Origin of the sequence: Methylotuvimicrobium buryatense 5G, assembly GCF_000341735.1 — a bacterium.
GTDB lineage: Bacteria > Pseudomonadota > Gammaproteobacteria > Methylococcales > Methylomonadaceae > Methylotuvimicrobium > Methylotuvimicrobium buryatense.
In genome coordinates, this window is the sequence record NZ_KB455575.1 from 2,635,035 (window position 1) to 2,660,964 (window position 25,930).

A 25,930-nucleotide genomic window follows, 5' to 3' on the forward strand; every position below is an offset into this window, starting at 1 on the left:
TCGTGCAAAGCCTATTTTTTCTTATAAAAATTAGAAGTATAGCAAGCCATCAGCGCGCCTCTAACCATCGAGGCATCATCTTGTTTATACAGTTGACTATCTTTATCGCTCATCGTAAACATAAGCCTTTTGGTTTCATCGAAAATATCCCTATTGCCGAAAACAGAATCTGCCACACAATTACAATAAGACCTAGCCTGCTCGACTGGACGCGCCCGCCCTTCCTTTTGTATGCAACTATCAAGAAAAGCAGACTTTACCTGAGACATACCACTATCCTCACCACCGCCTCCGCACGCCGACAAAGCAACCGCCCAAACAGCCATGATAACTGATTTATTTTTACTCATTTCATTCCTTATTTCTTGGACCCAAGGGTTTCAATCTTAAACAGTTCAGCCATGATTGACTAACAAAAAACAAAAGTCGGAAGAAAAAAGGGGGAAAAGGGTTCAATTACTCCCTTTTGATTCAAAAACCGCCTAAGAATAAAAGGCATGGGATATGTGTGAGTCGCAGGTACCAACGGCTCAGTCTTAAACGGTGCGACCTATCGTGACAGGAACGTTGCGATGTGTCTAATCCTACCTGTGCGAATCCGTATTTGTACAGAAATGCTTGCTCGAACTCGTCTTAGACGGGGTACGCAGTTAGGGTCACTCAGGTAACTGGTGGCGTTGAAGGAGCCAGGCAAGCATAGTCAGGGAGGTGGCAGGTTTCAGCCTCGAATCAGGTGTCAGGGTCTATGTCCGCCTGAAACACTGGGGAGTTTTTTTTCTTCTCTCACTGGGATTTATACGGTTATTCTCAGTGGCTATTAGGGGTGCTTGCTGTTGTCGCCCAGACATAATGGTTATTGGTACTGACCGATGAAAGTCCTACGGCGTCTCTTGATTTTAACCCCTTCAAGAGTAATGCCCGCCTATAAGTTTATGGCGAAATGGCGGGNTTATGCGCTGGTGTGTGAGATTCCCCAAACTGAGCACTTTAAGGATGGCAGCGTCTTCGGTGTAGCCACGCAATTGCGCGGTGATAGAAGACTCCGTTGTTAGAAATACGTTGTCATGGTTTTTCCATGAAGAAAGTTAGTCCGTCGGCTACGACCCCAAAATGGTCTGTCCTTCCTCTTTTGGAAAACCCGACGGTCGCTAAGAAACGCCTTCCACGGCACGACCGTTGGCAAGGTATTGGTTAGTGTATGAGGGGTAAATCAGGTTGTCTTTATGTTAGTGAAACCGCTTAAGATTAAACATCATTCTTTAACAGGCAGAATAACCATCGAACGGGTGCGCAAGGCATTTCTTAATGTCAAACGTAACCGGGGCGCTGCCGGCGTTGATAAGCAAAGCATTGTGATGTTCGAGGCGAATCTTGAACAGAATTTGCAAGCATTGTTGAGCGATTTAAAAACGCGGGGGACATTTTCTCCGCATCCGCTCAAACGTGTGCGTATCGACAAAGGGAATGGGAAATTTCGCCCGTTGGGCATTCCCGTGGTCCGTGACAGGATTGCGCAGGATGTCTTGCGGCAACTGCTGGAACCGTTGTTCGAGCCTTTGTTCCATCCAAACTCGTGTGGATTTCGGCCAAATAGGAACTGTCATCAGGCCATTGAACGGGTGCTGGACATCTGGCGCGAGGGCAATCGCTATGTGCTGGATGCGGATATATCGGGATTTTTCGATAACATCCCGCACCATGTCATCATGACGGGGCTATCCAATGTGGTCGCTGATGGGAATATTCTGGGTATTATTGAACGGTTTCTTAGGTCTGGCGTCATGGAAGACGGCGTTTTTAAACCAACGACGATCGGCACGCCGCAAGGCGGTGTCATTTCGCCTTTGTTGGCAAATATTGCGCTGAACTATCTGGATTGGCATCTGCATGAGCATGGCTTGAACTTTGTGCGTTATGCGGATGACTTTGTCGTTCTATGCCCATCCGAGGAACAGGCAAAAGAGGCATTGGTTCTTGTCGGGGCGTTTTTAAACACGCATCTTGAGTTGAAACTCTGCCCTGAGAAATCGCAGGTCACCACATTTAGTGAGGGTTTTGCATTCTTGGGGTTTGATATTAGCTCAAGGGCGGTCACGATGCGCCCAAAGTCCATAGAGAAATTCAAAGATAAAATCCGGGAGTTGACCTGTCGCTCCTATAACTTGGATAGTTACCGCATCATGCGGGTTAATCAGGTGATACGAGGGACGGCAAATTATTTTGCAACGCCGTTCTCTCATAATCGTTATCTGTTTACGGAATTGGACAAGTGGATTCGAGTTCGCTTACGGTGCATGAAGTTTAACAGGAAATGGAAGACCGATAACAGGCGTCTACGTCTGAAGCACTTTAAGAATAAAGGGTTGTTGAGTCTCAGGGCGTTCTATCATGAACCTGCATAGCAAATACAATGACTCCCTTTCGAGGGCAATCTAGGCGGAGCCGCCCATTGTCTGAAAGAGACACGATGGTAAATAGAGGGAATTAACCTTCTTGCGGCAACGGGGGGCTGGTGGTGATCCTCCAGCCTACCCACTGTCTATCGAGGACCGCCGTAAACCCATCCATGAGGGCTTGACGGCAGCTCTCGAACGCTAGGGATTGCGTGAATGCAGATTTTGCAAAAAAAGGGGTCAAAAAAAGGGGTCAGGTTTAATTAAAAATTAAACCTGACCCCTTTTTTCCCCTTTTTTGACCCCTTTTCGTGTTAAATCTTAGACTCAACTATTCAATCACGCTTCCGCGCCAAAATATCGATTTGATGAACGATGATGCCGAGCGTGCGCTCTTGCCTTTGCTGCCGACGGCATTCCAGCCATCGGTCGAGTTTTTCCCTGGCTATCGCCGAATCGCGTCGGCCTTCCGAATAGATCCATCCCAGCAAGCGTTCCAGAACCGCTTGATCGTCATCGCGATAAGTGCCGTCTTCGGGCGTGATGTTCCAGTCGGAACCACCGTAGCTGACGATTTCGAAACCGGCATTCAGCAATTCTCCGTACAGACGCCGCCCGCACTTTGCACCGCCCGTTTCCGAACCATTCAGGCGGCGTGCTTCCATTGACGCATCGTAGGTCTGCAACAAGGCGTCTTCGAACTCGCTGTCCGGATACGGCGGAAACACGACCGTCTCACCGTCGTAGTTGATCGTAGCGTAGAACAAGCCGCCCGGTTTCAACCCGGCATGAAAACAGGACAATGTTTGTAGTAACGGGACCAGGTCCATGAATGCATGCGCGGTGATGACGTCGTAGCGGTTCGACGCGGGTTGAAACTCGCTCAGCGGTGTGCAAATGCATTGAAATTCGATTCGGTCCGCGCCGCGTTCGGCGCTGAGAAGGCCGGCTGCTTTTTCGACCGCAAAACCTTTGTCCCGCAAAACAGTGGCGATCTCTGTTTCGGCGATACCGAGCAAGCCGGATTCGATGTCGAGCCCGGTCAAGCGCATTGCGCTGCGATCGCTATGCTGAAGGATGCGCCGAAGCATAGCTCCGGTGCCGGTACCGACATCGAGTAACTCGAGCGGATTTCTGCCGGACAGCTCATTCAAAAAGTGTCGCCAAACTGCAGGGTTCAGGCTGCGTTGATCCAGCGCGTATTTGGCTTGCAGGAATTGGGCGAAGGCGTCCAAGGCTTATTCCCGATAGCCCGCCCAGTCGCGCTCGTTTTCCCATAATTTGACGGTCAGTTTTTGCTCGCCGAAATCCAGCCTCGACTGTAACCCTTCGTGAATGATGCGCGCGAAATGTTCGAGCGACGGATTGAGCCCATCGAACTCGGAAAGATCGTTCAACGTGACGTCCTTAAACCGTTCGATCACGGCAGATAGCGCGTTTTCCAGATCGACGATATCGACCAGGTAGCCGTGACTGTCCAAGCGGTCGTGCTCGATTTGGATTTCGACTCGGTAATGATGACTGTGCCGCTGATTCTCAGCACCCCAGTCGCCGCCCACCAGATAATGCTGCGCGATGAAATCTCTACAAATAGCGAGTTGATACATGAACACCTCAGTCGTCTTGATAATCGAAAATAATCTGTAATGCCGCGTCTTTTTGCCCGGCATTCGTGTCGAATGCTTGCTTGCATTGATCAAGCCTGAACCGATGCGTGATCCAACGCGCCGGCTCGATGGCATCGAGCCAATGCCAAGCCGTAGCTATGCGCCGATGCTTGTCCCATCGTCCGGACAGCATGGGGTTCATCGTGCTGACCTGGCTAGACAGCAATTGAATGCGCCGCCGGTGGAAATGCCCGCCCAAATCGACGTCGACCCGCTTGTTGCCGTACCAGGAACCGACCAGAATACGGCCCGAAAATCCGGTCATGTCGATGGCCCGGTTCAATGCCTCGCTATTGCCGGACAATTCGATCACCAGGTCGAAACCGTCCGCCCCTCCCTCGCGCAAACAGTCTTGCAGATCGCGCCAAGCGTTTTCGTCGTTCGGGTCGACGCAATGCGCCGCGCCGATGCGTTTCGACAGCTCGCGCCTCGATGCGACAGGGTCGGCCGTGATCAGGCTGGCCAGCGGAAAACGCGCCAACAGTTCGCAGGTCAGCAATCCGACGACGCCCTGGCCGAAGATCAATACTCTTTCGCCGAGCAGCGGCGCGGCATCCATCACGAAATTCACTGCCGATTCCATGTTCGGCAGAAACAGCGCATCGAGCGGCGACAAGCCGTCCGGAATCGGCAAGCATTCGCTCAAGGCAACGGCCGCATGGGATTGATGCGGATGAAAGGTAAACACCTTGCGCGCGAGCCAGCTTTTATCGACACGCGCACCGACCTCGACGATCTCCCCGACCAAGGCGTAACCGTATCGAAACGGATAAGCGAAACTACCGGCCAGACTCGGTATCGTCGCGTCTTGCTCCAGCTCCTGCGGAAAGCGCCCATCGAAAATCATCCCTTCGGTGCCGGGACTGATCGCCGAATGATGCGCCTTAATCAGCACCTGGTCATCGCCGAGCGGCGGTAGTTCGATCGTCTGCAGCGCGACTGCGCGCGCGGCGGTATGAAAGACGGCCTTAGCTTCAATCGTCATCGTGCAAGGCGCCATATAAAATCAGATCGCCGCCGAGCGGGTGATAGCGGCAATCTTTTAGTTCGAGCATCGGGCGACACGGCTTCTCGACGGCCCTGAGCCCTCCGATGATTTTCGGCGCGATCGTGATCACGCAATAATCGACAATATCTTCAAGCAAAAAGGCATTGATGACCTCGGCCCCGCCCTCGACCATCACGGTCTTGATGCCCAGTTCTGTCAATAATTTACGCAGCGCCGCCAGATCGATATGACCGTCCGAGCTTTGTTCGACCCGATACACCCGGATACCCTTGGCCTCGAGGCGGCGCTGCTTGTCGGCGGGCGCTTGTTTGGTCGCGACCACGATCGGCAGTTTGCTAGACGCGCTGAGCATCTTCGCATCTTCGGGAAAGCGAAGCAGGCAATCCAAGATGACCGGTTGAGGATCATCGCCCTCGACATGGCGCACGTTCAGGCGCGGATTGTCAACTAGAGTCGTGTTGATGCCAATCAGCAAGGCATCGTGATGGGCGCGAAGCAGATGGGTCAACTTCAACGAGGCGCTGCCGCTCAACGGCAACGACGATTCGGCATTCAGCGCAATGCTGCCGTCGATGCTTTGCGCATAACTCAACGTAAAAAAAGGTGGCCGGTCTTTGCTTCGGTGAAGTTTGTCGAGCCGGTCGATGAAAGGCTGCATGAATTGCAGGTCTTCGGGAACAGGCACGGCTGTATTCTGTTGGTCAAAGCTCAACAAATGCCGTAATTTCTCGGCCTTGACCTTCAGATAGCCGACGTTTTCGCGATGATAGACGGACTCTATCGGCACGCGTTTTTCGACCACGATCCCCATCGCCTCCAACCCGCTGATTTTATCGGGATTGTTGGTAATCAGCTCAATCGACGTCACACCCAATTCGCGCAAGATCAGTGCGGCTTGAGTATAGTCGCGCTCGTCGGGCAAATGGCCGAGCCGGATATTGGCTTCGACGGTATCGAGCCCCTGATCCTGAAGATTGTAGGCTTGCAGTTTTTTCAGCAGACCGATGCCGCGCCCTTCCTGACGTAAATAAATCAACACGCCGAACCCGGCCTGCTCGATCATCTGCAGCGACAAGGCCAACTGATCGCCGCAATCGCAGCGCCGCGACCCGAAAACGTCGCCGGTCAAACATTCCGAATGAATACGCACCGGCACGCGCTTCTTTCCGGCCACACCGTCTTTGACCAGTGCGACATGCTCCTTATCGTCGACAGGATTGCTAAAATAATGCAGTTGAAACTCGCCGTGTGCCGTCGGCAAACGCGTCCTGACAAGCGTTTCAATCGTCGATACCGCCTTAACATTCATAATTTTGCCGGTTGTTTTGTTCTTATAGTCGTTGACAGGCCTTGATCAGACCGGCTTGTTTCGAAACTTCATGCAATGGGTTTCATTGTACTCATTTCGATTTTAATTTCATGGAAAAGTTTTGGGTGGTATGGCGATATTTGAAATGCGACAATTGGTCACACTTGCGCGTTGCAAAGCAGGAGATAAGATTATGATTACTTAATTGTTCTCCGATTAAGGCATATATCCTTCTCTCAATGCGGCTTACCAACCGCATTTTTTTTGCCTCGTAAAAAAACGAGCAATCAGTGCGATTGTTTTTAAATAAGGCCGGCCGGAGTCCTTGATTCATTCCTCGCGCGGCACAATCCTCCTCCAAAATCCTTATGTTATTGTCCACGGTCTTTCAAGAAAGCGGCTATCTATACCCATCTTAGATCAAAATTCGGCACCGAGGTGTTCGTCAAAGGACGCCGAAATTTGACTAGCAAAGGGTATACTAGGCGTGGGTATTGATCGCTATAGCATCAAAAATAAAAAAGCGTAAACCTAAATTTGGAAGTTTAACCATGAAGTACATAAGGTTTATTATGTATTTCAAGAGTCTACCTAAATATTGCTGCTATCCTTTCGGGTGAGCGAAAGTCACACACAATCGATTGACAAGTTATTGAGTTAACTTATTATTCTTCATGATCTTCATGGTGAAATGCTTTTTCTAGGGTAAATGATTTACGAATAGGAGGACTGAGGATTTCGCGACAAATCATTTTAAGGAGTTATGAACTGCGACAATCTGTCGCGCGGCAATCGGTCACATTCCGAAATAAAGAGAAGCCGGCTAAGATATATCCAACTCAACCGCTGATGCGTTTGTGCTCAAATATCCTTCCTCTTGTATGCGGCTTTTTTAGCCGCATTTTTTTTGGCCTGCGTTTCACCGATACCAACAGAAAAACCGACAATCCTCATTTTCTCCCGCCTTGGCTGATCAGGGTTTGCAACCCCGTCCCGCAAAAGCTTCTCTGAGAGTCTGGAGTTTTTGGCGAAATCGCTTGTTATTCGGTCGGCTCCCTTCTTGAGAAAAATCCCGTAATTAATAGCCCGACAAATATAACGGTCAACAAACTCGGCATCAATTCGAAATGACGCTGATAAAAAGTAGAAGCCGGATTTTTTTGATAAGGGACGGTATATAAACCGGACCATTCTTGATTGAGTGGTGATCGATGCAAAACTTTGCCGGAAGCCAGCGCGACTGTCGATATGCCTGTGTTTGTCACCCTGACGACAGGCCTTCGAAATTCGACGGCGCGCGCCAAAGTCATATACAGATGTTGGTAAGGTTCTTGCCAGGTCCCGTACCATGAATCATTGGTCGCATTGACGATAAATTGCGCGCCAATGTCGGAAAGGCCTTTCGAAAAATCAGGAAACAAACTTTCGTAACACACCTGAGGTCCGATTTTGTAATCGTTTAATTGCAATAACACGGTGGGCCCCGGCCCTTCGGCGAAATTACCGACCATCGGAAACCAATCGCGCAGCCATGGGAATTTTTTTTCACCGGGAATATATTCGCCCAAAGCCAATAAGATTGTTTTGCTGTAATGCGGTTCGGTAACCGTTCCTTGCCTATCCAACGCAAACAACGAATTGGTAATCAAACCGGAACGCTCGTCCTTAGCATAGGCGCCGGTTATCATTCCGATTTGACGCTCGCGCAAGTATTCACTAAGTACTCGGGCATAATACGAGTCGTTGTACTGTCCGCCAAGCAAAGACGGAAACGAGGTTTCCGACCACAACACGAAATCGACTGCAACATCGGGATTCGACTCCAAACCGTTTTCGGTCACGGTCAGATATTTTTTTAGAATTTCGGTCTGAAAGCCCTTGCCGTGCGCGGCCGCATGTTTTTCAGTGTTGCCGATATTGGCTTGTACCAATAGCGTATTGAAAGAGGCTTCAGGTTCAGGTAACCGATTTTTTAACCCTAGCCCGGCCACATTCAAACCGATAAAAACAATGATAACGCCGGCTAAAATCGTCAAACCGCTAAGCTCTCGGCGTTTTTGCCAAGCAACCAACAACGGCCAGTTCAGCAATATCGTGATCATGCTCAAACCGGTGAATCCGACAAACTCGGCCCATTGATAAACCGGTAGACCGAAACCATACCAGGTGTAACCAAAATTCCACTTGAACAGCATCGGCAAGCCGAATTCGCATATTGCTGTCAACACGGCCATTTGTGCGAATGACAGCCACTGCGGCCAACGGAAATATTTAACGCCGAAATACCACAACAAACCGGCAGCCGGGACGAACAAATGACCGAACAAGGCGAACAAGATCATCCCAATGCCGGCTAGAAACCAGTTGACTTGGGCAAATTCATGCAGGGTATAGGTCACCCAATTGAAGCCGATCAAGGTGTAAATGAAGGTCGTCAGAAAACCGCCGAGCAAGACGTTTTTCAAACTGCTCTGCCGTTCCCAGAACAGCCAAAGCGGCACGAAACAAAACAACGAAGCCCAGGGAGGAAAAGGAATATAACTCGTTCCGATAAAGACGCCCGAGGCAATCGGCAACAGCCATTGATGTTTGAAAGAAGATGCGGCTGTTTTCATTGAGTATTGATGAGTTCACTCGTTCCCAAGCTCTTGCTTGGGAATGCATTACAAGAAGCTCCAGCTTCTTGAAACCTAAGCCAGGAGCTTAACCAAAGGGTTTCCCAAACCGGAGAGCCTGTGAAAGCGTGTAGAATGCGGCAAAAAACGTGCCTCGCCGCATCCTGTGATGCTTCGTCAAGCAGAGCTTGAGGATAGGCGTTCCCAAGCTGGAGCTTGGGAACGAGACATAAAATCTATTTCGAATCAGACCGATTCGATTATTCGGCTTCTTTAGCTTCTTTAGCTTCTTCCTCGGTCGTCATGATCAACGAAGCAAAACAATTCATCATGCTTTCCGTATAATTGGCATGCGCATCGGCAAGATCCTTGGGAGAGCCGAATTCATTTCTCAGCTCATTGAGGACTTCCTCCGGGTTTTCCGCTTTGCTCAATGTCAGCATCTTCGTGTAACTACGATAGGCCGCGCGTCGATTCGGGTCGAACGCTAAGACGCCGGGCATGTTATGCGAGCTTAAATCAACGACACAGCGCGCCATCGTTTCCGGCGATAGCTTATAGTCTTTAACATCTTTTTCTTGCCGCATGTCTTCGAGAACGGCTTGTTCATATTCCGTTTTTTCGCTGCACGCAACAAGCATTGACGCAGCCAATGCAATAAATACTATTTTTTTCATTCGATTACCTGATAATGAGTTGCCGGAGTCTGGGGCAAGTGAGAGATTTCGGTCATGGCTTGTTCGATCCAAGCTTCGGCTTCGGCATTGATATCGCCAGCTTTACGGTTTTGGGTCTCGATAGGCGGTCCTATTCTGACCTGAACGACGCCCGGATATTTTAAAAAACTGTAACGCGGCCAATATTCTCCGGCATTATGCGCGACAGGAATTACCGGGTAGCCTGATTTTTGCGCGAGTATCGCACCGCCGGCATTGAATTTCTTTTTTTCTCCGGGAGCGGCGCGCGTTCCTTCCGGAAAAACCACGACCCATAATCCTTCCTTTAGGTATTCCGAACCCTTATCGATCAAGATCTTCAATGCTTCGCGTTGATTGTTGCGATCGATCGCAATCGGTTTGAGAGTGGCCAGAGCCCACCCCCAAATCGGCAGCCATAGCAGGGATTCCTTGAGCACCGCCGTTTGCGGAGGCAAGATTTTTCTCAGCGCCACGGTTTCCCATGCCGATTGATGCTTGCTGAGCACGACAGCAGCATCGATGCCTTGAATATGCTCCAAACCTTCCACTTCATAACGAATTCCACAGGATTTTTCGACCATCCATAGCAGCAAATTTATCCAAATGCCTGCGATTTTATAGCGGACCGAAAACGGCAGGACCACGCTGGCCAAGATGATCGGGCTGAACAGCAGCGTCGATATAATGATTCCCAGCAATAATAAGGACGATCCGAGGTAGACACGAAAGGAGGGCTGATAATTGAATGATGTCGTCTGAGTCATGAATGAAAACGTTCTAAAGATCACGGAGGATTAAAAACCGCTCGAGCCGGTACAGTGAGAAAATCGGCACGAGCGGCAATCTCTCCGAATTACGATTGCAGCCTTGAAATATCGGCGATTTGCAAAAACTGCTCGGACAGCATGTTCAGCAAGCCGAGACGGCTATTTCGTAAATCGACATCATCGGTCATAACCATGACGTTATCGAAAAAAGCATCCACGGCATCCTTCAACTGCGCCAGTCGATTCATCGCTGCGGTATAGTCCTGTTGTTGCAATAGCGGCGTAATCGCTTTGGCTGACGCCTGTGCGGCTTGCAACAATGCTACTTCCGCCGGTTCAGTCAGCGCATTGCTATCGAAATTATGGGGCGCTTCGGTTTTTTTCAAAATATTGCGAATTCTTTTGTTGGCGCCGGCCAGGCTCTCGGCTTCGGGACGTTGCCGGAACGTTTTGACGGCTTCCAAGCGGCGCATGAAATCCAACGGCTCTTCCGGCAATACGGCCAGTACCGCGTCGAATTCGTCGGGGCTAAACCCTTTGTCCGAACAATACCCTTTGAGCCGGTCGTAGATAAATTCCAGCACCATTTGATGAGTCTTAGCTCTGTCGAAGTCGTGTTCGACTTGTTCAATTGCAAAATCCACGCACGCTGTCAAATTTAACGGAAGTTCGCGTTCGATCGCGGTGCGAAGTACGCCGAGCGCGGCGCGGCGCAGTGCATAGGGGTCCTTATCGCCGGTCGGAATCAAGCCGGCGCTGAAGATACCGGTCAGCGTGTCGATCTTTTCGGCCAACGACAAAATTTGTCCGGTCTTGCTAGCGGCCGTGACGCTTCCGGATTGCTTAGGAAAATATTGCTCTTCGAGCGCCTCGGCGACTTCGGCCGGCTCATTGTCGGCCAGTGCGTAATAGCGGCCCATGACGCCTTGCAAGTTTGGGAATTCTCCGACCATTTCGGTCAATAAGTCGGTTTTGGCAAGAACGGCGGCGCGTTTGGCCAGGTTCGCATCGGCATCGAGTTGCGTAGCGATGTAATCGGCCAGTTGTTTGACCCGGTGCGTTTTATCGGCCAAGGTGCCCAAGGTTTTTTGGAAGACGATGTTTTTCAGCGCGTCGACCCGGTCTTCAAGACGCAGCTTGCGGTCCTGTTTCCAGAAAAATTCGGCATCGGACAAACGCGGAGTGATCACGCGCTCGTTGCCTTCGCGTATCGATTCCGGACGAGTGCTTTCAATATTGCTGAACGTGATGAAATGCGCCGACAAACTACCGTCGGCCTGCTTGACCGGAAAATATTTTTGATTGGTCTGCATCGTCGTGATCAACACTTCGGCCGGCAACTCCAAATAGCGCGGATCGAAATGCCCGATGACTGGGACCGGCCATTCGTTCAGCGCGGCGATTTCCTCGAGCAGGTCTTCCTCGATATGTGCGGTACCGCCGACCGATTGCGCGGCCTGCTGCGCCGCAAGCCGAATTTTTTGCTTGCGCTCGTCAAAGTCTGCAATGACTTTACCGGAATCGAACAAGATATCCCGGTAGCGGTCTGCGCTCTCGATAGTCAACGCAACAGGCGCATGAAAACGATGGCCGAAAGTTTGCTTACCTGTAGTCAGGCCGAGAATATCGGTCTCAATGACCTGATCGCCGAACAACAGCGCAGCCCAGTGCACCGGCCGAACGAATTCGGTCGTATAATCGCCCCAGCGCATGCGCTTGGCTATCGGCAAGGCATGAATGCTGGCACGTAATATTTCGGGAATCAACTTTTCGGTGGCCTGACCTTCGATCGGTTGACGATAAACCAACCATTCGCCTTTGTCCGTGCTCAAACGCTCCAAACCGTCTACCGTGGTGCCGCAACTGGCGGCAAAGCCCTGAGCGGCTTTGCTTGGCATACCATCGGCGGAGAATGCAGCCTGCACTGCCGGCCCGCGTTTTTCAACGGTTCTATTCGGCTGTGCAGTCGCGAGATTTTCGACCCAAACCGCCAGACGTCTGGGCGTGGCATAGCCTTTAATGCCGGAGTAACTTAAATCGGCATTATCCAGTCCTTGCCGGACATTGTTGAGCAAGGCTCGGCTGAGCGTTATTAGTGTTTTCGGTGGCAATTCCTCGGAACCCAATTCAAACAATAAATGTTTGGCGTCGCTCATGCTTGCACCTCCTTTGCGGCCAACATCGGAAAGCCCAGCGACTCGCGGCGTTGGTAATAACATTCGGCGACCGATTTGGCCAGATTCCTGACGCGCAGAATATAACGCTGACGCTCGGTAACCGAGATTGCACGGCGGGCGTCCAGTAAATTAAACGTGTGAGAAGCTTTGAGTACCATTTCGTAAGCCGGTAACGGCAAATCTTGCGTCAACAATTTTTCGCATTCCTGCTCGTAAGTATCGAAACAATTGAATAAGAATTCGACATTGGCATGTTCGAAGTTATAGGCGGACATTTCAACTTCGTTTTGATGAAAGACGTCGCCATAGCTGACCGTGCCGAAAGGCCCTTTGGTCCAAACCAAATCGTAAACGCTTTCGACGCCTTGCAAATACATGGCGATGCGCTCCAAGCCGTAAGTAATTTCGCCGGTAACCGGTTTACATTCGAGGCCGCCGACTTGTTGGAAATAGGTAAATTGCGTGACTTCCATGCCGTTCAGCCAGACTTCCCAGCCCAAGCCCCAGGCGCCAAGCGTCGGCGATTCCCAGTTGTCCTCGACGAAGCGGATGTCATGCTCAAGTAAATCCAAGCCCAAATAACGCAATGAACCCAGATATAGTTCTTGAAAATTATCCGGCGACGGTTTCAAGATGACTTGGAACTGATAATAATGCTGCAAGCGATTCGGATTCTCCCCGAAACGACCGTCGGTGGGTCTGCGCGAAGGTTGAACGTAAGCGGTATTCCAAGGTTCCGGGCCGATCGAGCGAAGAAAGGTCGCCGGATGAAAGGTGCCGGCGCCGACTTCCTGATCCAGCGGCTGCAATAATACGCAGCCCTGCCGGGCCCAATATTCCTGCAAGGCTAGAATTAGCCCTTGAAAAGTTAATAAGTCGTTATTTGTGCTTGACACGGTTGCTCCAGGGAATAATTAAACAACGATTCGTCTCCTAAATCGTTTCGTCCGTTTTTAAGGCTTTGACTCTAAATGCACTTATAATTTATCTAAATAAAAGCGCCGCTTTCTATGCTGCTTTCTATTAAGAGTGGCAATATAAAAAATGTGCGATTATAACTGAAATCAATAAAGAACGGGCATGAAAAAAGTTACGCAATCGACGCCATGATTTTGGCTATATTCACGTTAATAGTTGAAGTCATCGAAGTATATACCCATCGGATATCAAAATTCGGCACCGGGGTACTGCCCATACGCATCAAGCTAAGAATTTCTTGATAAATATACCCTTTGACGGTCAAATTTCGGCGCCCGGGGGTCTCGCCAAAGGACGCCGTGAATACGTCCATGTAGGCTCTGTGACAGCATCCCTGCTGTCAAAGCCTTTGCCGAACCCCCCGGCGTCTCCATGCGTCAATGCCGAAATTTGAAGTGCGAAAGGTATAAACCTAAAAAGAACAGTTGAGAGTCTCAAACCACCGTTCGCCCTTCACCCTTCGGCTGCGCTCAGGAGAGCCCCGTCGAAGGGTGAAGGGTAGTTTGAGGCTTCACCAAGCCGGTGAAAGTGTTGTAGACCCTTCATGCTTCGACTTAGCTCAGCACGAACGGTCTACAACACACCTCAACTGCTCTTTTTAGGATAAATATTATTTCGATGACTCGCTTTTCGGACTCGCCTTTGACAAGCGTTCTAATGTCGAACTCAGCTTTAACAATGCGCAAGCTAAAGAGTCGTCCTCGCGGGCTTCGGCATTATGCCGAATTTCGGCAATACTGGCTGCACCGGGGACATTTACGTGGCGCTCCGGTTGCTCAACTTGGCGATGAAGCGCTTCGGTGATTTTAAATTGTAAAATATCTACTTGGTGATTAGGCATTTTATCGATAGCACCTAGGATGGCATTGCGATAAAAGCGTAGTTGCGACGCCCAATTAGCCGAATCGGCATACACCATTAGCTTGTTTCGATCGATTACACAATGCTTGGCATGCTCTTTCAACTGATCGGGCAAGGCCTCTCTAACAATTTTTAATAGTTTTTTTTGTTGCTCAATTTGGCTATATAAGGAGGCAAGCGAACGATTGGGATGCGCAAGCAATTGTCTAAAAGCGGTGGAGTTCGGCATATGCTTGAAAATTTTGATCGACATTCAGTTTAAAACGATTATATAGAAATTTTCTAGTGAATTCAGTGACTATTAAAGAAATACCCACCCTATAAGGCGATTGAATCTAGACGGTAGCTGTTTTGCCGGTTGACTTTGGGGAAATAAGGCATAGAATAATCCTAGCTTGAAATTCGATATATCTTTGATGTTTTAGTTACGACGTTTTTTCTGTAGTGCTCTGTTTCTGTAGATCCTCGTTACGTTCTGCCATTAAGAGATTTCACTATTTCTTAGCTAGACGGTCCGCTTTATGGACTAAATTGATTTAAATTTTTATTTTTAAGGTTTTGAGTATGTCTACTACTACAACAGGCACAGTTAAATGGTTCAACGCGGACAAAGGCTTCGGTTTCATCGAGCAAGGCCAAGGTCCTGACGTTTTCGTTCATTTCCGCAACATTGCGGGTTCCGGTTTTAAATCCTTGACTGAAGGCCAAAAAGTTCAGTTTATCGTGACTCAAGGTCAAAAAGGCCCACAAGCCGAAGAAGTTACCGTTATCTAAATAATTTTGCATAAATAGCTTACGGCTACTTATCCGACACAAGGAAGTGTCGACGAAGGTATACCTTCCCTGTTTCCTCCCTCATAGATTTAACCGGTTCGCCAATTCCGGAGTGGATTAACGAACTTACCCACCTTAGTAATCGCCTTTTAGTTTCGACTTACCCGGCATAGCAAACCGTGCCGTAGCGTAAAAGACAGCGAAAGGATTGACGATCCCACTTAAGATTCACCCAACTTCAGACAGTTAATCGCGCTGATCGTGAGGATTCAACCGTACTTGCTCAATGGCCTGATTAATTGCTTCGGCGACCTCTTTTTCCATCTCTTGATATGTTTTTTCGGTAAGATAAGAACTTTTATCGACCATGCTACGCACATAGCAAGCAGGTAAGCGATTCAACGCAAGACAGGCAACATCATCAATAAAATCTTGAGTCAACGGCTCCTTGGTCTTTTGAACAATATTCCAAAGCTGGTCAACGACTAACCTTTCATAATAATTATTAATGTTTGGCATACTCATCCTTATCCTCTCAATTTATAAACGGCTAATTATCTGCGTTAGCTATTTTGCGCGTTAAATAATAGTACAAATCTCAAACTAAAGCTTTCATCCTAAAAAGCCGCCTTAGATAATAGCGATTCAATACTATTTGACAAAACCCTCAAATGAGCATAAAAAGAACTCAATGGTTTCGAACTGAAACCATTGAGGATGCGGTAAAAAATAACTTCCCCAGTGGTTCCCACTCTCTGCATCACTGCCATTAAGTTAACGGAAGCCCGTCATTCCGGCATGGATTGCCGGAATCCAGTTGCCATGGATGGCAGGCTTTTTCGGTTCCTACGGTCCTCCGTGGGAACCCATACCTTGGCTGCCGAGGCAAGATCCACGCTGGAGCGGTGGAAACGAGAAAGAGTCTGAATGACGGCAATCTTTAGCCACATGACGGCTTAACTTAAAGGCCGTGACGCTCTGCGGGGGAATGATAGAAAATCGGAAAGTTATTTGCACCCACATCCTAAGATCCTGTCTAATTTAATGAGAGGTCAACACATGAAAAAACATCTATCGATTGTATTATCCGGGGTACTTTGCTCATTAGCCACTGCCAGCTTCGCAGCGGAACAAGCAGTCCCTTTCCCCGAAGGCTACCGAAACTGGCTTCACACCAAGAGCATGTTGATTCAACCGGGACACGCATTAGAAGACCCCTTTCAGGGGATCCATCATATCTATGCCAATAAGTTGGCTGAAGACGGCTTGAAAACCGGCAAGTATAAAGACGGCGCGGTATTGGTTTTCGACCTGCTCAATTATGTCGAAAAAGATAAAACGATAGAGGAAGGCGATAGAAAACTAATCGGCGTCATGCTCAAGGATGCCAAGAAGTTTGCCGACACCGGCGGTTGGGGCTTCGAAGGTTTTGCCGGCGACAGCAAAACCGAAAGACTGGTTACCGATGGCGGTCAGTCCTGTTTCGGTTGCCACGCCCCTCAGAAAAAAACCGATTATGTGTTTTCGGAGTTCCGCAAATAAAGGATAATTTTCAACCCATAAACCACGGACGACGCGGCTTCGGCGAATCACTCCCCGTGTTTAATGCCAATCATTTCGCGTCGTCCATTTACCAATACATTACCTTACCCATATTTCCGGATATCGTTCAGCCGAAATAACTGATCGCCCCCATCAGCGGGGTACGCGGATTCAGCGATAATTTTACCGACACGGTATCTAGAAAACCGCTGAAACGGCCCTTGGCTTTAAATGCTTCGATAAACTTGCCCGACTCCAATGCCGACCGAATTTTAGGGCCAATACCTCCCCCGATAAAAACCCCGCCGGTCGCGAATGACTTCAAGGCCAGATTACCGGCTTCGGCACCGTAAAGCTCTATAAAAATCCGGATGGTTTCGGTACATAAGGGATCTTCGCCGTTGATGCCTAATCTTGAAATAATCGCATTACGATCGCAGCCGTAGACACTCGGATAAGCACAGTCAGGAACCGCTGGACAAGCAGGAGCGAAACGGTTTTCGACCAAAAAGTCATAAATATTGCCGAACCCCATGCCTGAAACGAGCCGTTCGAAACTCACATGCCCGTTATATTTTTTTCTCAAAAAGTTCGATAGCTGATCTTGCTGAACGGTTTGCGCGGCAAAGTCGCAATGACCGCCCTCGGTCGCTATCGGATGATGGCGCGCTCCGTCCCAATACAATATTGCTTCACCGAGACCTGTTCCCGCTGCAATCACGGCCATATTTCCGGCTTGCGATTTGGCGTTAGGGTTCAATTCCACCCAATCTTTTTCGTCCAGACACAGCATGCCGAGCGCCATCGCTTCCAAATCGTTTAATAAGCGTACTCGATCGGTGCGTAAGGTTTTTTTCAGTGCCTTAGCATCGAGTTGCCAGGGCAGATTGGTCGGCTCGCAGCGCTGCTCGATAACAGGCCCTGCGACGCCGAAACAGGCCGAATCGACCTTCACGCCCGCCGGTAAGAATTTATCTAATACCTCATCGAACTCTGGAAATTCAACGCTGCTGAAGGTTTGTTCTTGTTGCAACGTAATCAAGCCGTGTTCATTCTTGCTCAATAATGCCAAGGTCGTTTTGGTCCCTCCGATATCGCCTGCCAGAATCATTGTGAATCTCCTTGTTTTGTTTGATTATTATTTTCAAGTAGATAAATCAACGCATCGAGCATGCCGTTAGCGACTTGATGCGGAGGCAGCTGATAAAACGCCTGCCAAGCGAGCGAAACGACCTCTTTGTAATTATCCTTAGCTTCCGGATGAAGCTTGAGCCAACAAAGTCTGACCGCGTGACCGATGATAATATCGGTCACCAGGGTATCTTCGATTCTAATCGACGGATTGTCGCGAAACACGAAAGCCATTGCGTTTAGGGCTTCGACGGTCAACTGCCGGTAGACCGGTGCCTGAATCTTATTTAGCAAATGATTGACATGTAATTTGAAGCTTTGTTCGCCCGACGTCATTTGCGCTAACGTCGTTTCGCTATCCAACCGTCTCTTGCTGCTGAGTTTATCACCGATCATCAAGCCTTGACAGTGATGCAAAATATCCCAAACACCCGTAAAAAAACTTTCGCTTTCCCGACCTAGACTACCCCGACGTTCGCGCCAGTTATACCAGTCTTCGGCTTCGCCGAAATATTCAGGGTCCATTTTTGGCGAAAAGCGTGCGCAAGTCAATTCCTGACATTGACCGACATAATTTAGCGTTTCGACTCGCTCGAATTGATATTGCGTATTGGTGAAATCCTCGAGAGTCTCACGGACTTTTTGCAACAACTGATAAGGCGGCAAGGTCAAGACTTCGTTATAAGCCTGATCCAAGGTACAGTTCGAGTCCTTTTTTTGGCGCACCAAAATCAACTGCAAAATATGCCCGACACGAATCGTATGCATATCGGCAAATAGCTCCGGCTGGTACTTGATCAGCATACCGAGATACAGTATTAACTCCTGAATGATGATGTGCTCACTAGCGTCGTGAGTATCATTATAAGTACGGATAATCTCCAGAATCTCCGACGAGTCGGCCGGGCGCTTCAAAGTCGCCTTACCGCTGTAGGCCCGACCTACCGTTAATTGATGCTGATGCACCAAAATTTCGGTAGCCGCCTGCTCGAGATCGATATCGTATTTACCTAGTAAGCCCGCGCTACGACGAATGATATCCCAAACCGCAAGATCGCCCGCGCGGATATAGACCTCTTCGAGCAAGCCGCGAATCCGGCATGGATTGCCGTCGGCATCCTTAAGCCCGGTGTCGTAATCCAAACCATGACGCCCAGCCAGTAACACAAGCGCTTCCAATTGTGCATAGAGATTGGCGCTCGCGGTCAATTGTTCGATCAACGCTTCATCGTCACTGATTTCCCAAGTGATCGTAACAAAAATATTCAAAGGCTCCGGCGGTTCGGTATCGATCGGCAAAATCAGAAAACAAGGCCGTTGCGGCTTGTCCCAAGAGGCCTCTGAAAACTTGAAATCGTGTAAATAATCGATCTTTTCATAACTTGAGCTTTCGGCCAATTTCGATAGCTCGCCGAATTTAATGGGCGTGCTGTTGATTTGCCCGCTTTGCAACTCTTGAATAAACTCGATCAACACATCACGATCGTCATCGCTGAGCATATTATATTTAACAACCAACACAAATAACGGATCACCCGTTGTGCCGTCCCAATTTTTATGAATGTAAGACAACTCCGAGCGTAAGCGCTGAATCAGTAAACGGTTGTCCATGGCTAAGTAAAAACCCTTTTGATTCAACAATTGAGGTAAAAACACCAACCGTTCGTTGGCCATCAAATAAATTCTGGATGTCGCCAGGGTTCTTAATTGCCGTAGCGGTCTTCCGGTTAAACCATGATTATCATTGCGTCCGATATTCGTATAGGCTGCAGCCAATTCGCTCGCGTCGCGAATTTGGATAGGCGAAATTTCCGCCAGCGTTTGGGTGTCGATTCCCCATGCCTTCAAATCGGCTTGAATCGTTTCATCCTCGGCAATCACCGCAACCTGCAAGGTGCAATCGCAGGTTTTCTCGCGAATATTATGCCGACCGAGCGGGTCGATGTCGTCGATCGCTAATAACCCGTCTTCTATCAGGTTTCCAAGAATGAACAAACCTTGCGCCCAAACCAATGGAATGTTTTCGTTCGGAACCCTGTCTTGACTATTAGGATTCGCTTTTTCGGCGTCGATTGCCTCTTTCGGTACGATATACAGTTCGGGCAATAATTGCCGCCCGTTTTGTTCGACTAGGAGCGCATCCAGCTTAGCCCTGTATTGCGCCGCCTCGTTATTATTGCCCGCATACAAATTATTCAGCAGCAGGTAACAAAAAAACAACGGCCACTCGCATTCGATGTCCATAAATTGCTTTAATTCATGCGGCTCGTAATGCAGGCGGCTCGGGTCTTCCAGTTCGGTTTGGTGGCCGTCCAGCAAAAAACGCTTACAGCCGTATCGGCCCTCAAGTTTTTCACGGATCAAGGCCTCGGTACGGTTTTTCAATTCCTGATTGTCGACCGCGAAAGCCGGAAAACCGGTAATGCTCAATACCGCCGCATCCACTTCCTTGGATAACGACTCCCTGGGCAGCAAAGACTCCAGTGCGTTACGGGTGCGGGCGATATCATCGCTGATCACATGAATGACCGAGTTTTGCCCTCCCATGGGGCCAAACAAATTGAAGCCGGACATCGCCTCAAGCGCGGCCTTGGCCATGCCGATCGAGCTAGCGTTCAACTCGGCGATGCCCCGATTAATTTTGTTGCCGCGTTCCCAAATACCATAATCGGGAGTCCGGTAAGCCCGGCTGATGTAGTGCACCAAATTCTGCACGAAATTGACTTCGTCGATCGTAAATACGATGCGCAGCCCCGATGCAGTCATTTGCGCCAGCATCAACAAAAATAACGACGTGGCATCCAACTGCAAATGCCCCCATTCGCTGTCGCCGACCACCACTTCGCCGGTTTTTAGATCGTACTTGGCATGCAGCGCATCGAGCGGATCTTGCGTTTGTTTAAACATTTCGACTTTATGGGCTTGGCGCATCATTGCTACTAACAGCCCGCGCATTAGCTTAACCACGCTTTGTTCAAGCAAATATGCCTTACCGTTCGGTTCGCCGGATTTTCGATAAGCTAAAGCCAAACCCCAAGGAGCAAGGATGCTATAAACGTTATCGCGAACCCAGGCGTCGTTGTAATTACCGTGAACGTTGTTTGCGGTACTAGCCGGCAGTAAGCCGCTGATCCAGTCTTGTCTATTTAAAATGATATCTCGCACTTCGTCGAAATAGGCATCCAATTTTTCAATTTGCAATTTGTTCTTCATGAATTTTTTCCGTGTAACGAACACAATCTTTTGGATCGTAACTATTTAGCCCCCCGGCAATTAACGTTCTCACGCTCTGCGTTGGAACGCCTGAGTAGCTCTGCAGTGACACAAGACGCTAGAGCGTCTCGGTCTTCATTCCCACGCCGGAGCGTGGGAACAATAGGGGGGTTGTGAATAATTACTTGGGACCTGCTTTTTACTTTAACTTAAAGCCATGCAATCAGACGATTTTATTTTTGGGATGAATCAAGCAAATTATATTCCTTACGACTCGAAAGTCTTCTTATCACCAACCGGATTCTGCTAATCTGTTCTTCTATTTCAAGTTTCGGTGTAAAACTTTGTTGCAAATAGACGAGTATCTAATAAAAGAATGTCTATCCGATAGAGGCTGGTATCGGCTGTATCACGCCGTGCGCGTGCAAGATCGCAAGGAAGTGACGCTTAAATATCTGGAGGAGAGTCATCCGAGCGACACGATGCTGGCATGCTTTCGCAGTGAATTCGGCATGCTGAAGCGCGTGGCGATGCCGGCCGTTATCGAGGGCCTGGACTTGTTGAATCACGGCCGGCGCTTGATTTTGGTGCGCGAATACTTTAATGGGTGCACATTACGGGAATATGCGGCCGGCCTGGCATTACCGGTTCAGGAAGCATTTGGCTTGATTTTCGAACTCATTGAGTCGATCGCCGCGATACATCGGCACGGAGTCGTTCACGGCAACTTAAACCCCACCAATATTTTGGTCGACCCGAAACAAATGCAGTTGAAATTGCTCGGCTTCGGTCGAGCCGCATGCGCCTTACAAACCCGTGCTGAACCGGAGGCGCCCTATCCGAGCGAGCGTGAGATCGATTATTTGGCCCCCGAACAAAGCGGTCGGATGAATCGCGGCATCGACGGTAGAGCCGACATCTATGGGCTCGGAACGATCGTATTTGAATTGTTTACCGGCCGCAAACCGTTTATGTCGCCGGACTCGATCGGCGCGATTCACCGCCATATCGCCCATGAGGTCCCCGATCCTAGGGAATTTTGTCCTGACTTGCCTGATGACCTGGCGCGTATCGTCATCGGAATGCTCGCTAAAGACCCTGAAGAGCGTTATCAAAGAGCGGACGAGTTGTTGTCGGATCTTTCGCTCTGCCGACAAGCGTTGTGCAAAGGCCAGAGCATGGAAAGAACCATGCCTTCCGTTTTTCGGAACCCGCGGCAACTCTATGGACGCGAAGCCGAGTTGGGGCAATTGGAAGCCGCCTTGACTCAGGCACGGCATGACAAGGCCGTTCTCTGCCTGGTGACGGGCCCCTCGGGCGTCGGTAAATCGCGCTTGATCGAGTCATTCAACCAACAAAGTCTGCCGGCCGATTGCTATTTCATCTCCGCCAAATGCGACCAATTTCAAAATAATCCGCCGGCGCGCTTGTTTCATGACGCATTTAGTCTTTTACTTAAGCAAATATTGGGCGAAGAAGACGAAGCGTTGGCGATCTGGCGGCATCGCCTATTCGAGCAACTGGGAGACGAAGCGGCAGCCGTCATCGAGTTGATTCCGGAACTCGAGCTGTTGTTGGGGGCGCAACCGGCGCTTGCCGAATTGCCGGCAGCCGAAAACAAGGTTCGTTCATTGCGGCTGTGGTTACGCTTCGTACAGATCTTTTGCCGGCCGAACCGGCCTCTGTGCGTATTTCTCGATGACCTGCAGTGGGCCGATCCGGCGTTGTTCGAGTGGTTGGCGGCGATGTTGTCGGGCCTAGAGCACCTGTTGTTGATAGCGGCGTACCGCGGCGATGAAGTCAATCCGGGCGATAGAGTGATTGCGCTTGAAAACAAATTTCGCGACGAAGGCGGCCGGGTCGAAACGATCGAGTTGAATGCCTTGCCGATGCCGGCCCTGACCGCGATGATGATAGATTCAATCAGGCTCGAAAAGAAGACGGCCGACGAGTTATGCGCTTCGATCCATCTCAAGACGCAGGGCAATCCCTTCTTTTTCCTACAATATCTGCGCGAGCTTCAGCGAAACAACGTCTTGCACTATGATGCCGGAACCGGCCAATGGCGCTTCGATCGCGAAAGGCTTTGCGCGGCCGCCATCAGCGACAATGTCGTCGACTTCATGACGAAGCGGGTCGGCAAACTCGACAAGCCGGTGCGTGAATTGTTGAAAATCGTCGCCTGCATCGGCTGTGCGGTAGATCCCGACACGATTGTAACCGTGTTCGGCGAAAACACCTTGCCGTATAAAAATTTGGCCGCAGCCGAAACGTTGGGCTTGCTGCTCAAGCAGTCCGACATGGCAGAAAAAAACAAGGCGCGCTATTTTTTTTCGCATGATCGAGTGCAGCAAGCCGTCCATTCGTTATGCTCGGAACACGAATTGCTCGGCAATCGATTGAAAATCGGCCGTTTTTGGGTCGATCAAGCCAGAATGGGGCATGACAGGTCTTTACTGTCTCAGGCGGTCGACCATCTCAATGCGACTCTACCGTTGATCGACGACGCCGGCGAAAGAAGCCGGCTCGGTGCCGATAATTTTAAATTGGGACTGTGGACCAAGCATCGCGGCGCATTCGAACAAGCCTTACCCTATCTGCGCCATGCCTCGGAATTGCTTGCCGATCGACTACCGAGTTTCGGCGGTTTAGCGTCGGTGCTTTGGCAACGCGCCGAATGCGAACATCTATGCGGTCATCACAAACAGGCCGAACGGCTTTTCGAACAGGCCGTCACACTGTCTCGCTCCGAACTCGAAAAAGCGCGCATTTTCGAATTGATGATTCAATTCTATGCCGATCTAGGCCGATTCGACCGCGCGTATCGAGTCGGCCGACAAGCGGCCGCATTGTTCGGAATCGATCTACCGAAGCGCTTCAATCGCTTGAGTTTTCTGGCTGAGTTCCTGGCGTTGAAGTTCCGTTTACGAAAGTTCACGACCGACGATTTGCTCGATTTGCCGGCAGTCGCCGATGCGAGAATGGACATCGCGATACGCCTGCTGTCGGCTACATTGAAGGTCGCCTATCAAATAAGGCCGGAATTATGCGCCGCGATTTCGGTGAAACAGGTCCATCGATGCCTGAAGCACGGCAACAATGCCGAGGCCGTGATCGGCTACATGGTATTCGGCGTGATTTTTCTGGGCGGCGTGTTAGGCAATCATCAAGCAGGTTACGATTATGGACGTCTGTCGTTGAGCTTGCTGGATAAATATGCCAATCAGCGGCAGAAGGCCGAAGTCAATTTCGTATACGGTTATTTCGCGAATTCATGGACTCACCCCGCCGTCGACACCGAAACCTATTGGCACACCGCACTCGACGCAGGTCTGGAAAGCGGCGATTGGTTTCACAGCGGCTGCGCCTGTTGCGGATTGATACAAAGCCAACTGATGCGAGGCGTGCCGCTCGATGTAATTTGGCAGGAAAGCGAACGGCTTCTGGCGATACTGAAACGCATCGACGGCCGCGAGCATTCGGGCGTCATTGAAGGCATACGCCAAGCGATACGAAACTTGCGCGGCGATACCGATGCGCCGACATCGTTCGGTTCTGCCGATTTCGACGAAACGGCCTTCGTCGAAGCGTTGGCCGATTACCAGGGCAAACGCATTAAAATTACTTTCCTAACAGCAATTTAGCGCGGTAGCGATCGTTCCAGGCGGCTTTGAGTCTTTTCTTTTTCATGCTGAGTTTAGATTCCTCTTGCTGGAACAGATTGACACAGATATGCCGGATGGTGGTCATAATCGCAGCGGCATTACCTTTTCGAATTCGGTTGTCATCTTCTCGAAAGACCACGTCTAAGCGCCAGTGCAATTGGTTTTCAATACCCCAGTGATGGCGCACAGCCCGCGCAAATAGCTGCGCATCGGCTTTAATGCTGTTAATGAAACAACGCTGCTCGATTGTTACTTTATCGCCGATGTGGCATTCGCGCTCCACGAAGCCAATGCTGCGTAATTCTTTCCAGAGCTCCGTTTTCGGGAGCGTACAAAGCTCCTCGGTAATCCAATAACGGCGGGTTTCTAAACGCCCATGGTCGTTGTCGATTTCTTCGTGATAAGCGTATTCGACGTGGTTAAAATTCGCTTGCTTGGCCGTGTTGAAAAAATCCTCGACGGCTTCATGCAATTCGCCTTGATTGCCTTTCAGGCCCAAACAGTAATCACCGCCTTGATCGACGATTTGCTCAGCAATCGTGCGCTGGCAGCCCATGGCATCAATGGTCACAATACAACCTTTAAGTTCTAGCAAAGCCAATAGCTTCGGGATTGCGGTAATTTCATTCGACTTTTCTTCGGTCGCTTCTTGGCCGAGCACTAATCCATTCGCACAACCCCAGGCGCTGACCATGTGCAACGGATTTTGGCCGCGTTTGCGGTCATGCGAACGGCGTGCGGTTTTGCCATCTATCGCAATCACTTCATCGGGTATCACTTCGCGAATGGCGTTCACCCAATCTATAAAGCAACGTTGAAATTCTTTCGGTGACAATCGAGAAATGACATACGCCAAGCAATCATGCGATGGAATGCCATTCTTTAACGGTACAAACTGCCTTAACCAATCTAATTTATTATGGCCAAACTCTTCAATGGCTTCCCAACCCTCAGCACCGCTTAACGAGGCGCAAACAGTGAGTACAATGATATCCATCAACTGATGAAGTTTCTTACGTTCAATTCGGGGATCAGTCACGTTGGAAAAGTGCTTAATTAAACTGCAGTCCGTTGGTAACATACGCAAAATTCCGATACGATACCTCTAAACTCTATGTTTTAACAGTATTT

General features: G+C 49.7%; 19 protein-coding genes. 4 read left to right on the plus strand and 15 right to left on the minus strand.

The window, feature by feature from the left end; all coding sequences use genetic code 11:
* Positions 1–11: 11 nt before the first annotated feature.
* Complete coding sequence (locus tag METBU_RS0111785) at positions 12–350, minus strand: hypothetical protein (protein ID WP_017840817.1); 339 nt, start codon at positions 348–350, stop codon at positions 12–14.
* Between the two features lie 873 nt (positions 351–1,223).
* Between METBU_RS0111785 and ltrA the strand changes: the two genes are divergently transcribed.
* A complete protein-coding gene (gene ltrA, locus METBU_RS0111790) occupies positions 1,224–2,402 on the plus strand; it encodes a group II intron reverse transcriptase/maturase (protein ID WP_017839828.1) in 1,179 nt (392 codons plus the stop codon).
* Between the two features lie 326 nt (positions 2,403–2,728).
* On the opposite strand, the gene METBU_RS0111795 is transcribed toward ltrA, so the two are convergent.
* The 10 genes from METBU_RS0111795 to METBU_RS0111855 form a co-directional block, all read right to left on the minus strand.
* Positions 2,729–3,628 carry a class I SAM-dependent methyltransferase gene (locus tag METBU_RS0111795; protein ID WP_017840818.1) on the minus strand — a complete coding sequence of 300 codons (900 nt, stop codon included), beginning with the start codon at positions 3,626–3,628 and terminating at the stop codon, positions 2,729–2,731.
* Between the two features lie 3 nt (positions 3,629–3,631).
* The gene (locus METBU_RS0111800; RefSeq protein WP_017840819.1) at positions 3,632–4,000 is read right to left on the minus strand and encodes a 6-pyruvoyl trahydropterin synthase family protein; all 369 of its coding nucleotides are present in this window, start codon (positions 3,998–4,000) and stop codon (positions 3,632–3,634) included.
* Positions 4,001–4,007: 7 nt separating this feature from the next.
* Positions 4,008–5,045 (minus strand): zinc-binding dehydrogenase, encoded by a 1,038-nt coding sequence (locus tag METBU_RS0111805; RefSeq protein ID WP_017840820.1) that lies wholly within the window; start codon positions 5,043–5,045, stop codon positions 4,008–4,010.
* Positions 5,035–6,378, minus strand: coding sequence for a GTP cyclohydrolase II (gene ribA / locus METBU_RS29140; RefSeq protein WP_017840821.1), 1,344 nt, complete (start codon positions 6,376–6,378; stop codon positions 5,035–5,037). Before ribA ends, METBU_RS0111805 begins: the two co-directional genes overlap by 11 nt.
* A gap of 1,040 nt (positions 6,379–7,418) precedes the next feature.
* On the minus strand, positions 7,419–8,993 hold the full coding sequence (gene lnt, locus METBU_RS0111825; protein ID WP_017840824.1) for an apolipoprotein N-acyltransferase: 1,575 nt from the start codon (positions 8,991–8,993) through the stop codon (positions 7,419–7,421).
* Positions 8,994–9,253: 260 nt separating this feature from the next.
* Positions 9,254–9,670, minus strand: coding sequence for a hypothetical protein (locus METBU_RS0111830; RefSeq protein WP_017840825.1), 417 nt, complete (start codon positions 9,668–9,670; stop codon positions 9,254–9,256).
* Positions 9,667–10,455: a lysophospholipid acyltransferase family protein gene (locus METBU_RS0111835; protein WP_017840826.1), complete on the minus strand. Its 789-nt coding sequence runs from the start codon at positions 10,453–10,455 to the stop codon at positions 9,667–9,669. Before METBU_RS0111835 ends, METBU_RS0111830 begins: the two co-directional genes overlap by 4 nt.
* Positions 10,456–10,544: 89 nt before the next feature.
* Positions 10,545–12,614: a glycine--tRNA ligase subunit beta gene (glyS, locus tag METBU_RS0111840; protein WP_017840827.1), complete on the minus strand. Its 2,070-nt coding sequence runs from the start codon at positions 12,612–12,614 to the stop codon at positions 10,545–10,547.
* Positions 12,611–13,531: a glycine--tRNA ligase subunit alpha gene (gene glyQ / locus METBU_RS0111845; RefSeq protein WP_017840828.1), complete on the minus strand. Its 921-nt coding sequence runs from the start codon at positions 13,529–13,531 to the stop codon at positions 12,611–12,613. Before glyQ ends, glyS begins: the two co-directional genes overlap by 4 nt.
* A gap of 692 nt (positions 13,532–14,223) precedes the next feature.
* Positions 14,224–14,727 carry a DciA family protein gene (locus METBU_RS0111855; protein ID WP_017840830.1) on the minus strand — a complete coding sequence of 168 codons (504 nt, stop codon included), beginning with the start codon at positions 14,725–14,727 and terminating at the stop codon, positions 14,224–14,226.
* Between the two features lie 311 nt (positions 14,728–15,038).
* Between METBU_RS0111855 and METBU_RS26310 the strand changes: the two genes are divergently transcribed.
* Positions 15,039–15,248, plus strand: coding sequence for a cold-shock protein (locus METBU_RS26310; protein WP_017840831.1), 210 nt, complete (start codon positions 15,039–15,041; stop codon positions 15,246–15,248).
* Between the two features lie 246 nt (positions 15,249–15,494).
* On the opposite strand, the gene METBU_RS0111865 is transcribed toward METBU_RS26310, so the two are convergent.
* The gene (locus tag METBU_RS0111865) at positions 15,495–15,773 is read right to left on the minus strand and encodes a late competence development ComFB family protein (protein ID WP_235726405.1); all 279 of its coding nucleotides are present in this window, start codon (positions 15,771–15,773) and stop codon (positions 15,495–15,497) included.
* Positions 15,774–16,307: 534 nt separating this feature from the next.
* Here METBU_RS0111865 and METBU_RS0111870 point away from each other — a divergent pair.
* The gene (locus METBU_RS0111870) at positions 16,308–16,790 is read left to right on the plus strand and encodes a cytochrome P460 family protein (protein WP_017840833.1); all 483 of its coding nucleotides are present in this window, start codon (positions 16,308–16,310) and stop codon (positions 16,788–16,790) included.
* 127 nt (positions 16,791–16,917) lie between these two features.
* Here METBU_RS0111870 and glk read toward each other — a convergent pair whose 3' ends face one another.
* Positions 16,918–17,901 (minus strand): glucokinase, encoded by a 984-nt coding sequence (glk, locus tag METBU_RS0111875; RefSeq protein ID WP_017840834.1) that lies wholly within the window; start codon positions 17,899–17,901, stop codon positions 16,918–16,920.
* Complete coding sequence (locus METBU_RS0111880) at positions 17,898–21,134, minus strand: glycoside hydrolase family 15 protein (RefSeq protein ID WP_017840835.1); 3,237 nt, start codon at positions 21,132–21,134, stop codon at positions 17,898–17,900. Before METBU_RS0111880 ends, glk begins: the two co-directional genes overlap by 4 nt.
* A gap of 344 nt (positions 21,135–21,478) precedes the next feature.
* Between METBU_RS0111880 and METBU_RS0111885 the strand changes: the two genes are divergently transcribed.
* The gene (locus tag METBU_RS0111885) at positions 21,479–24,778 is read left to right on the plus strand and encodes an ATP-binding protein (protein ID WP_083877708.1); all 3,300 of its coding nucleotides are present in this window, start codon (positions 21,479–21,481) and stop codon (positions 24,776–24,778) included.
* On the opposite strand, the gene METBU_RS0111890 is transcribed toward METBU_RS0111885, so the two are convergent.
* Positions 24,756–25,880 carry an ISAs1 family transposase gene (locus tag METBU_RS0111890; RefSeq protein WP_017840837.1) on the minus strand — a complete coding sequence of 375 codons (1,125 nt, stop codon included), beginning with the start codon at positions 25,878–25,880 and terminating at the stop codon, positions 24,756–24,758. The two genes, METBU_RS0111885 and METBU_RS0111890, sit on opposite strands and share 23 nt — an antisense overlap.
* Between the last annotated feature and the right edge of the window lie 50 nt (positions 25,881–25,930).

Excerpts from the sequence above, each read along its gene's own strand:
- METBU_RS0111805 (WP_017840820.1), bottom strand. The coding sequence starts at position 5,045 with ATGACGATTGAAGCTAAGGCCGTCTTTCATACCGCCGCGCGCGCAGTC.
- METBU_RS0111880 (WP_017840835.1), bottom strand. The coding sequence starts at position 21,134 with ATGAAGAACAAATTGCAAATTGAAAAATTGGATGCCTATTTCGACGAA.
- glyS (WP_017840827.1), bottom strand. The coding sequence starts at position 12,614 with ATGAGCGACGCCAAACATTTATTGTTTGAATTGGGTTCCGAGGAATTG.
- METBU_RS0111890 (WP_017840837.1), bottom strand. The coding sequence starts at position 25,880 with ATGTTACCAACGGACTGCAGTTTAATTAAGCACTTTTCCAACGTGACT.
- ribA (WP_017840821.1), bottom strand. The coding sequence starts at position 6,378 with ATGAATGTTAAGGCGGTATCGACGATTGAAACGCTTGTCAGGACGCGT.
- ltrA (WP_017839828.1), top strand. The coding sequence starts at position 1,224 with ATGTTAGTGAAACCGCTTAAGATTAAACATCATTCTTTAACAGGCAGA.
- METBU_RS0111835 (WP_017840826.1), bottom strand. The coding sequence starts at position 10,455 with ATGACTCAGACGACATCATTCAATTATCAGCCCTCCTTTCGTGTCTAC.
- lnt (WP_017840824.1), bottom strand. The coding sequence starts at position 8,993 with ATGAAAACAGCCGCATCTTCTTTCAAACATCAATGGCTGTTGCCGATT.
- METBU_RS0111800 (WP_017840819.1), bottom strand. The coding sequence starts at position 4,000 with ATGTATCAACTCGCTATTTGTAGAGATTTCATCGCGCAGCATTATCTG.
- glk (WP_017840834.1), bottom strand. The coding sequence starts at position 17,901 with ATGATTCTGGCAGGCGATATCGGAGGGACCAAAACGACCTTGGCATTA.
- METBU_RS0111855 (WP_017840830.1), bottom strand. The coding sequence starts at position 14,727 with ATGTCGATCAAAATTTTCAAGCATATGCCGAACTCCACCGCTTTTAGA.
- METBU_RS0111785 (WP_017840817.1), bottom strand. The coding sequence starts at position 350 with ATGAGTAAAAATAAATCAGTTATCATGGCTGTTTGGGCGGTTGCTTTG.
- METBU_RS0111865 (WP_235726405.1), bottom strand. The coding sequence starts at position 15,773 with ATGAGTATGCCAAACATTAATAATTATTATGAAAGGTTAGTCGTTGAC.
- METBU_RS0111870 (WP_017840833.1), top strand. The coding sequence starts at position 16,308 with ATGAAAAAACATCTATCGATTGTATTATCCGGGGTACTTTGCTCATTA.
- METBU_RS0111830 (WP_017840825.1), bottom strand. The coding sequence starts at position 9,670 with ATGAAAAAAATAGTATTTATTGCATTGGCTGCGTCAATGCTTGTTGCG.
- METBU_RS26310 (WP_017840831.1), top strand. The coding sequence starts at position 15,039 with ATGTCTACTACTACAACAGGCACAGTTAAATGGTTCAACGCGGACAAA.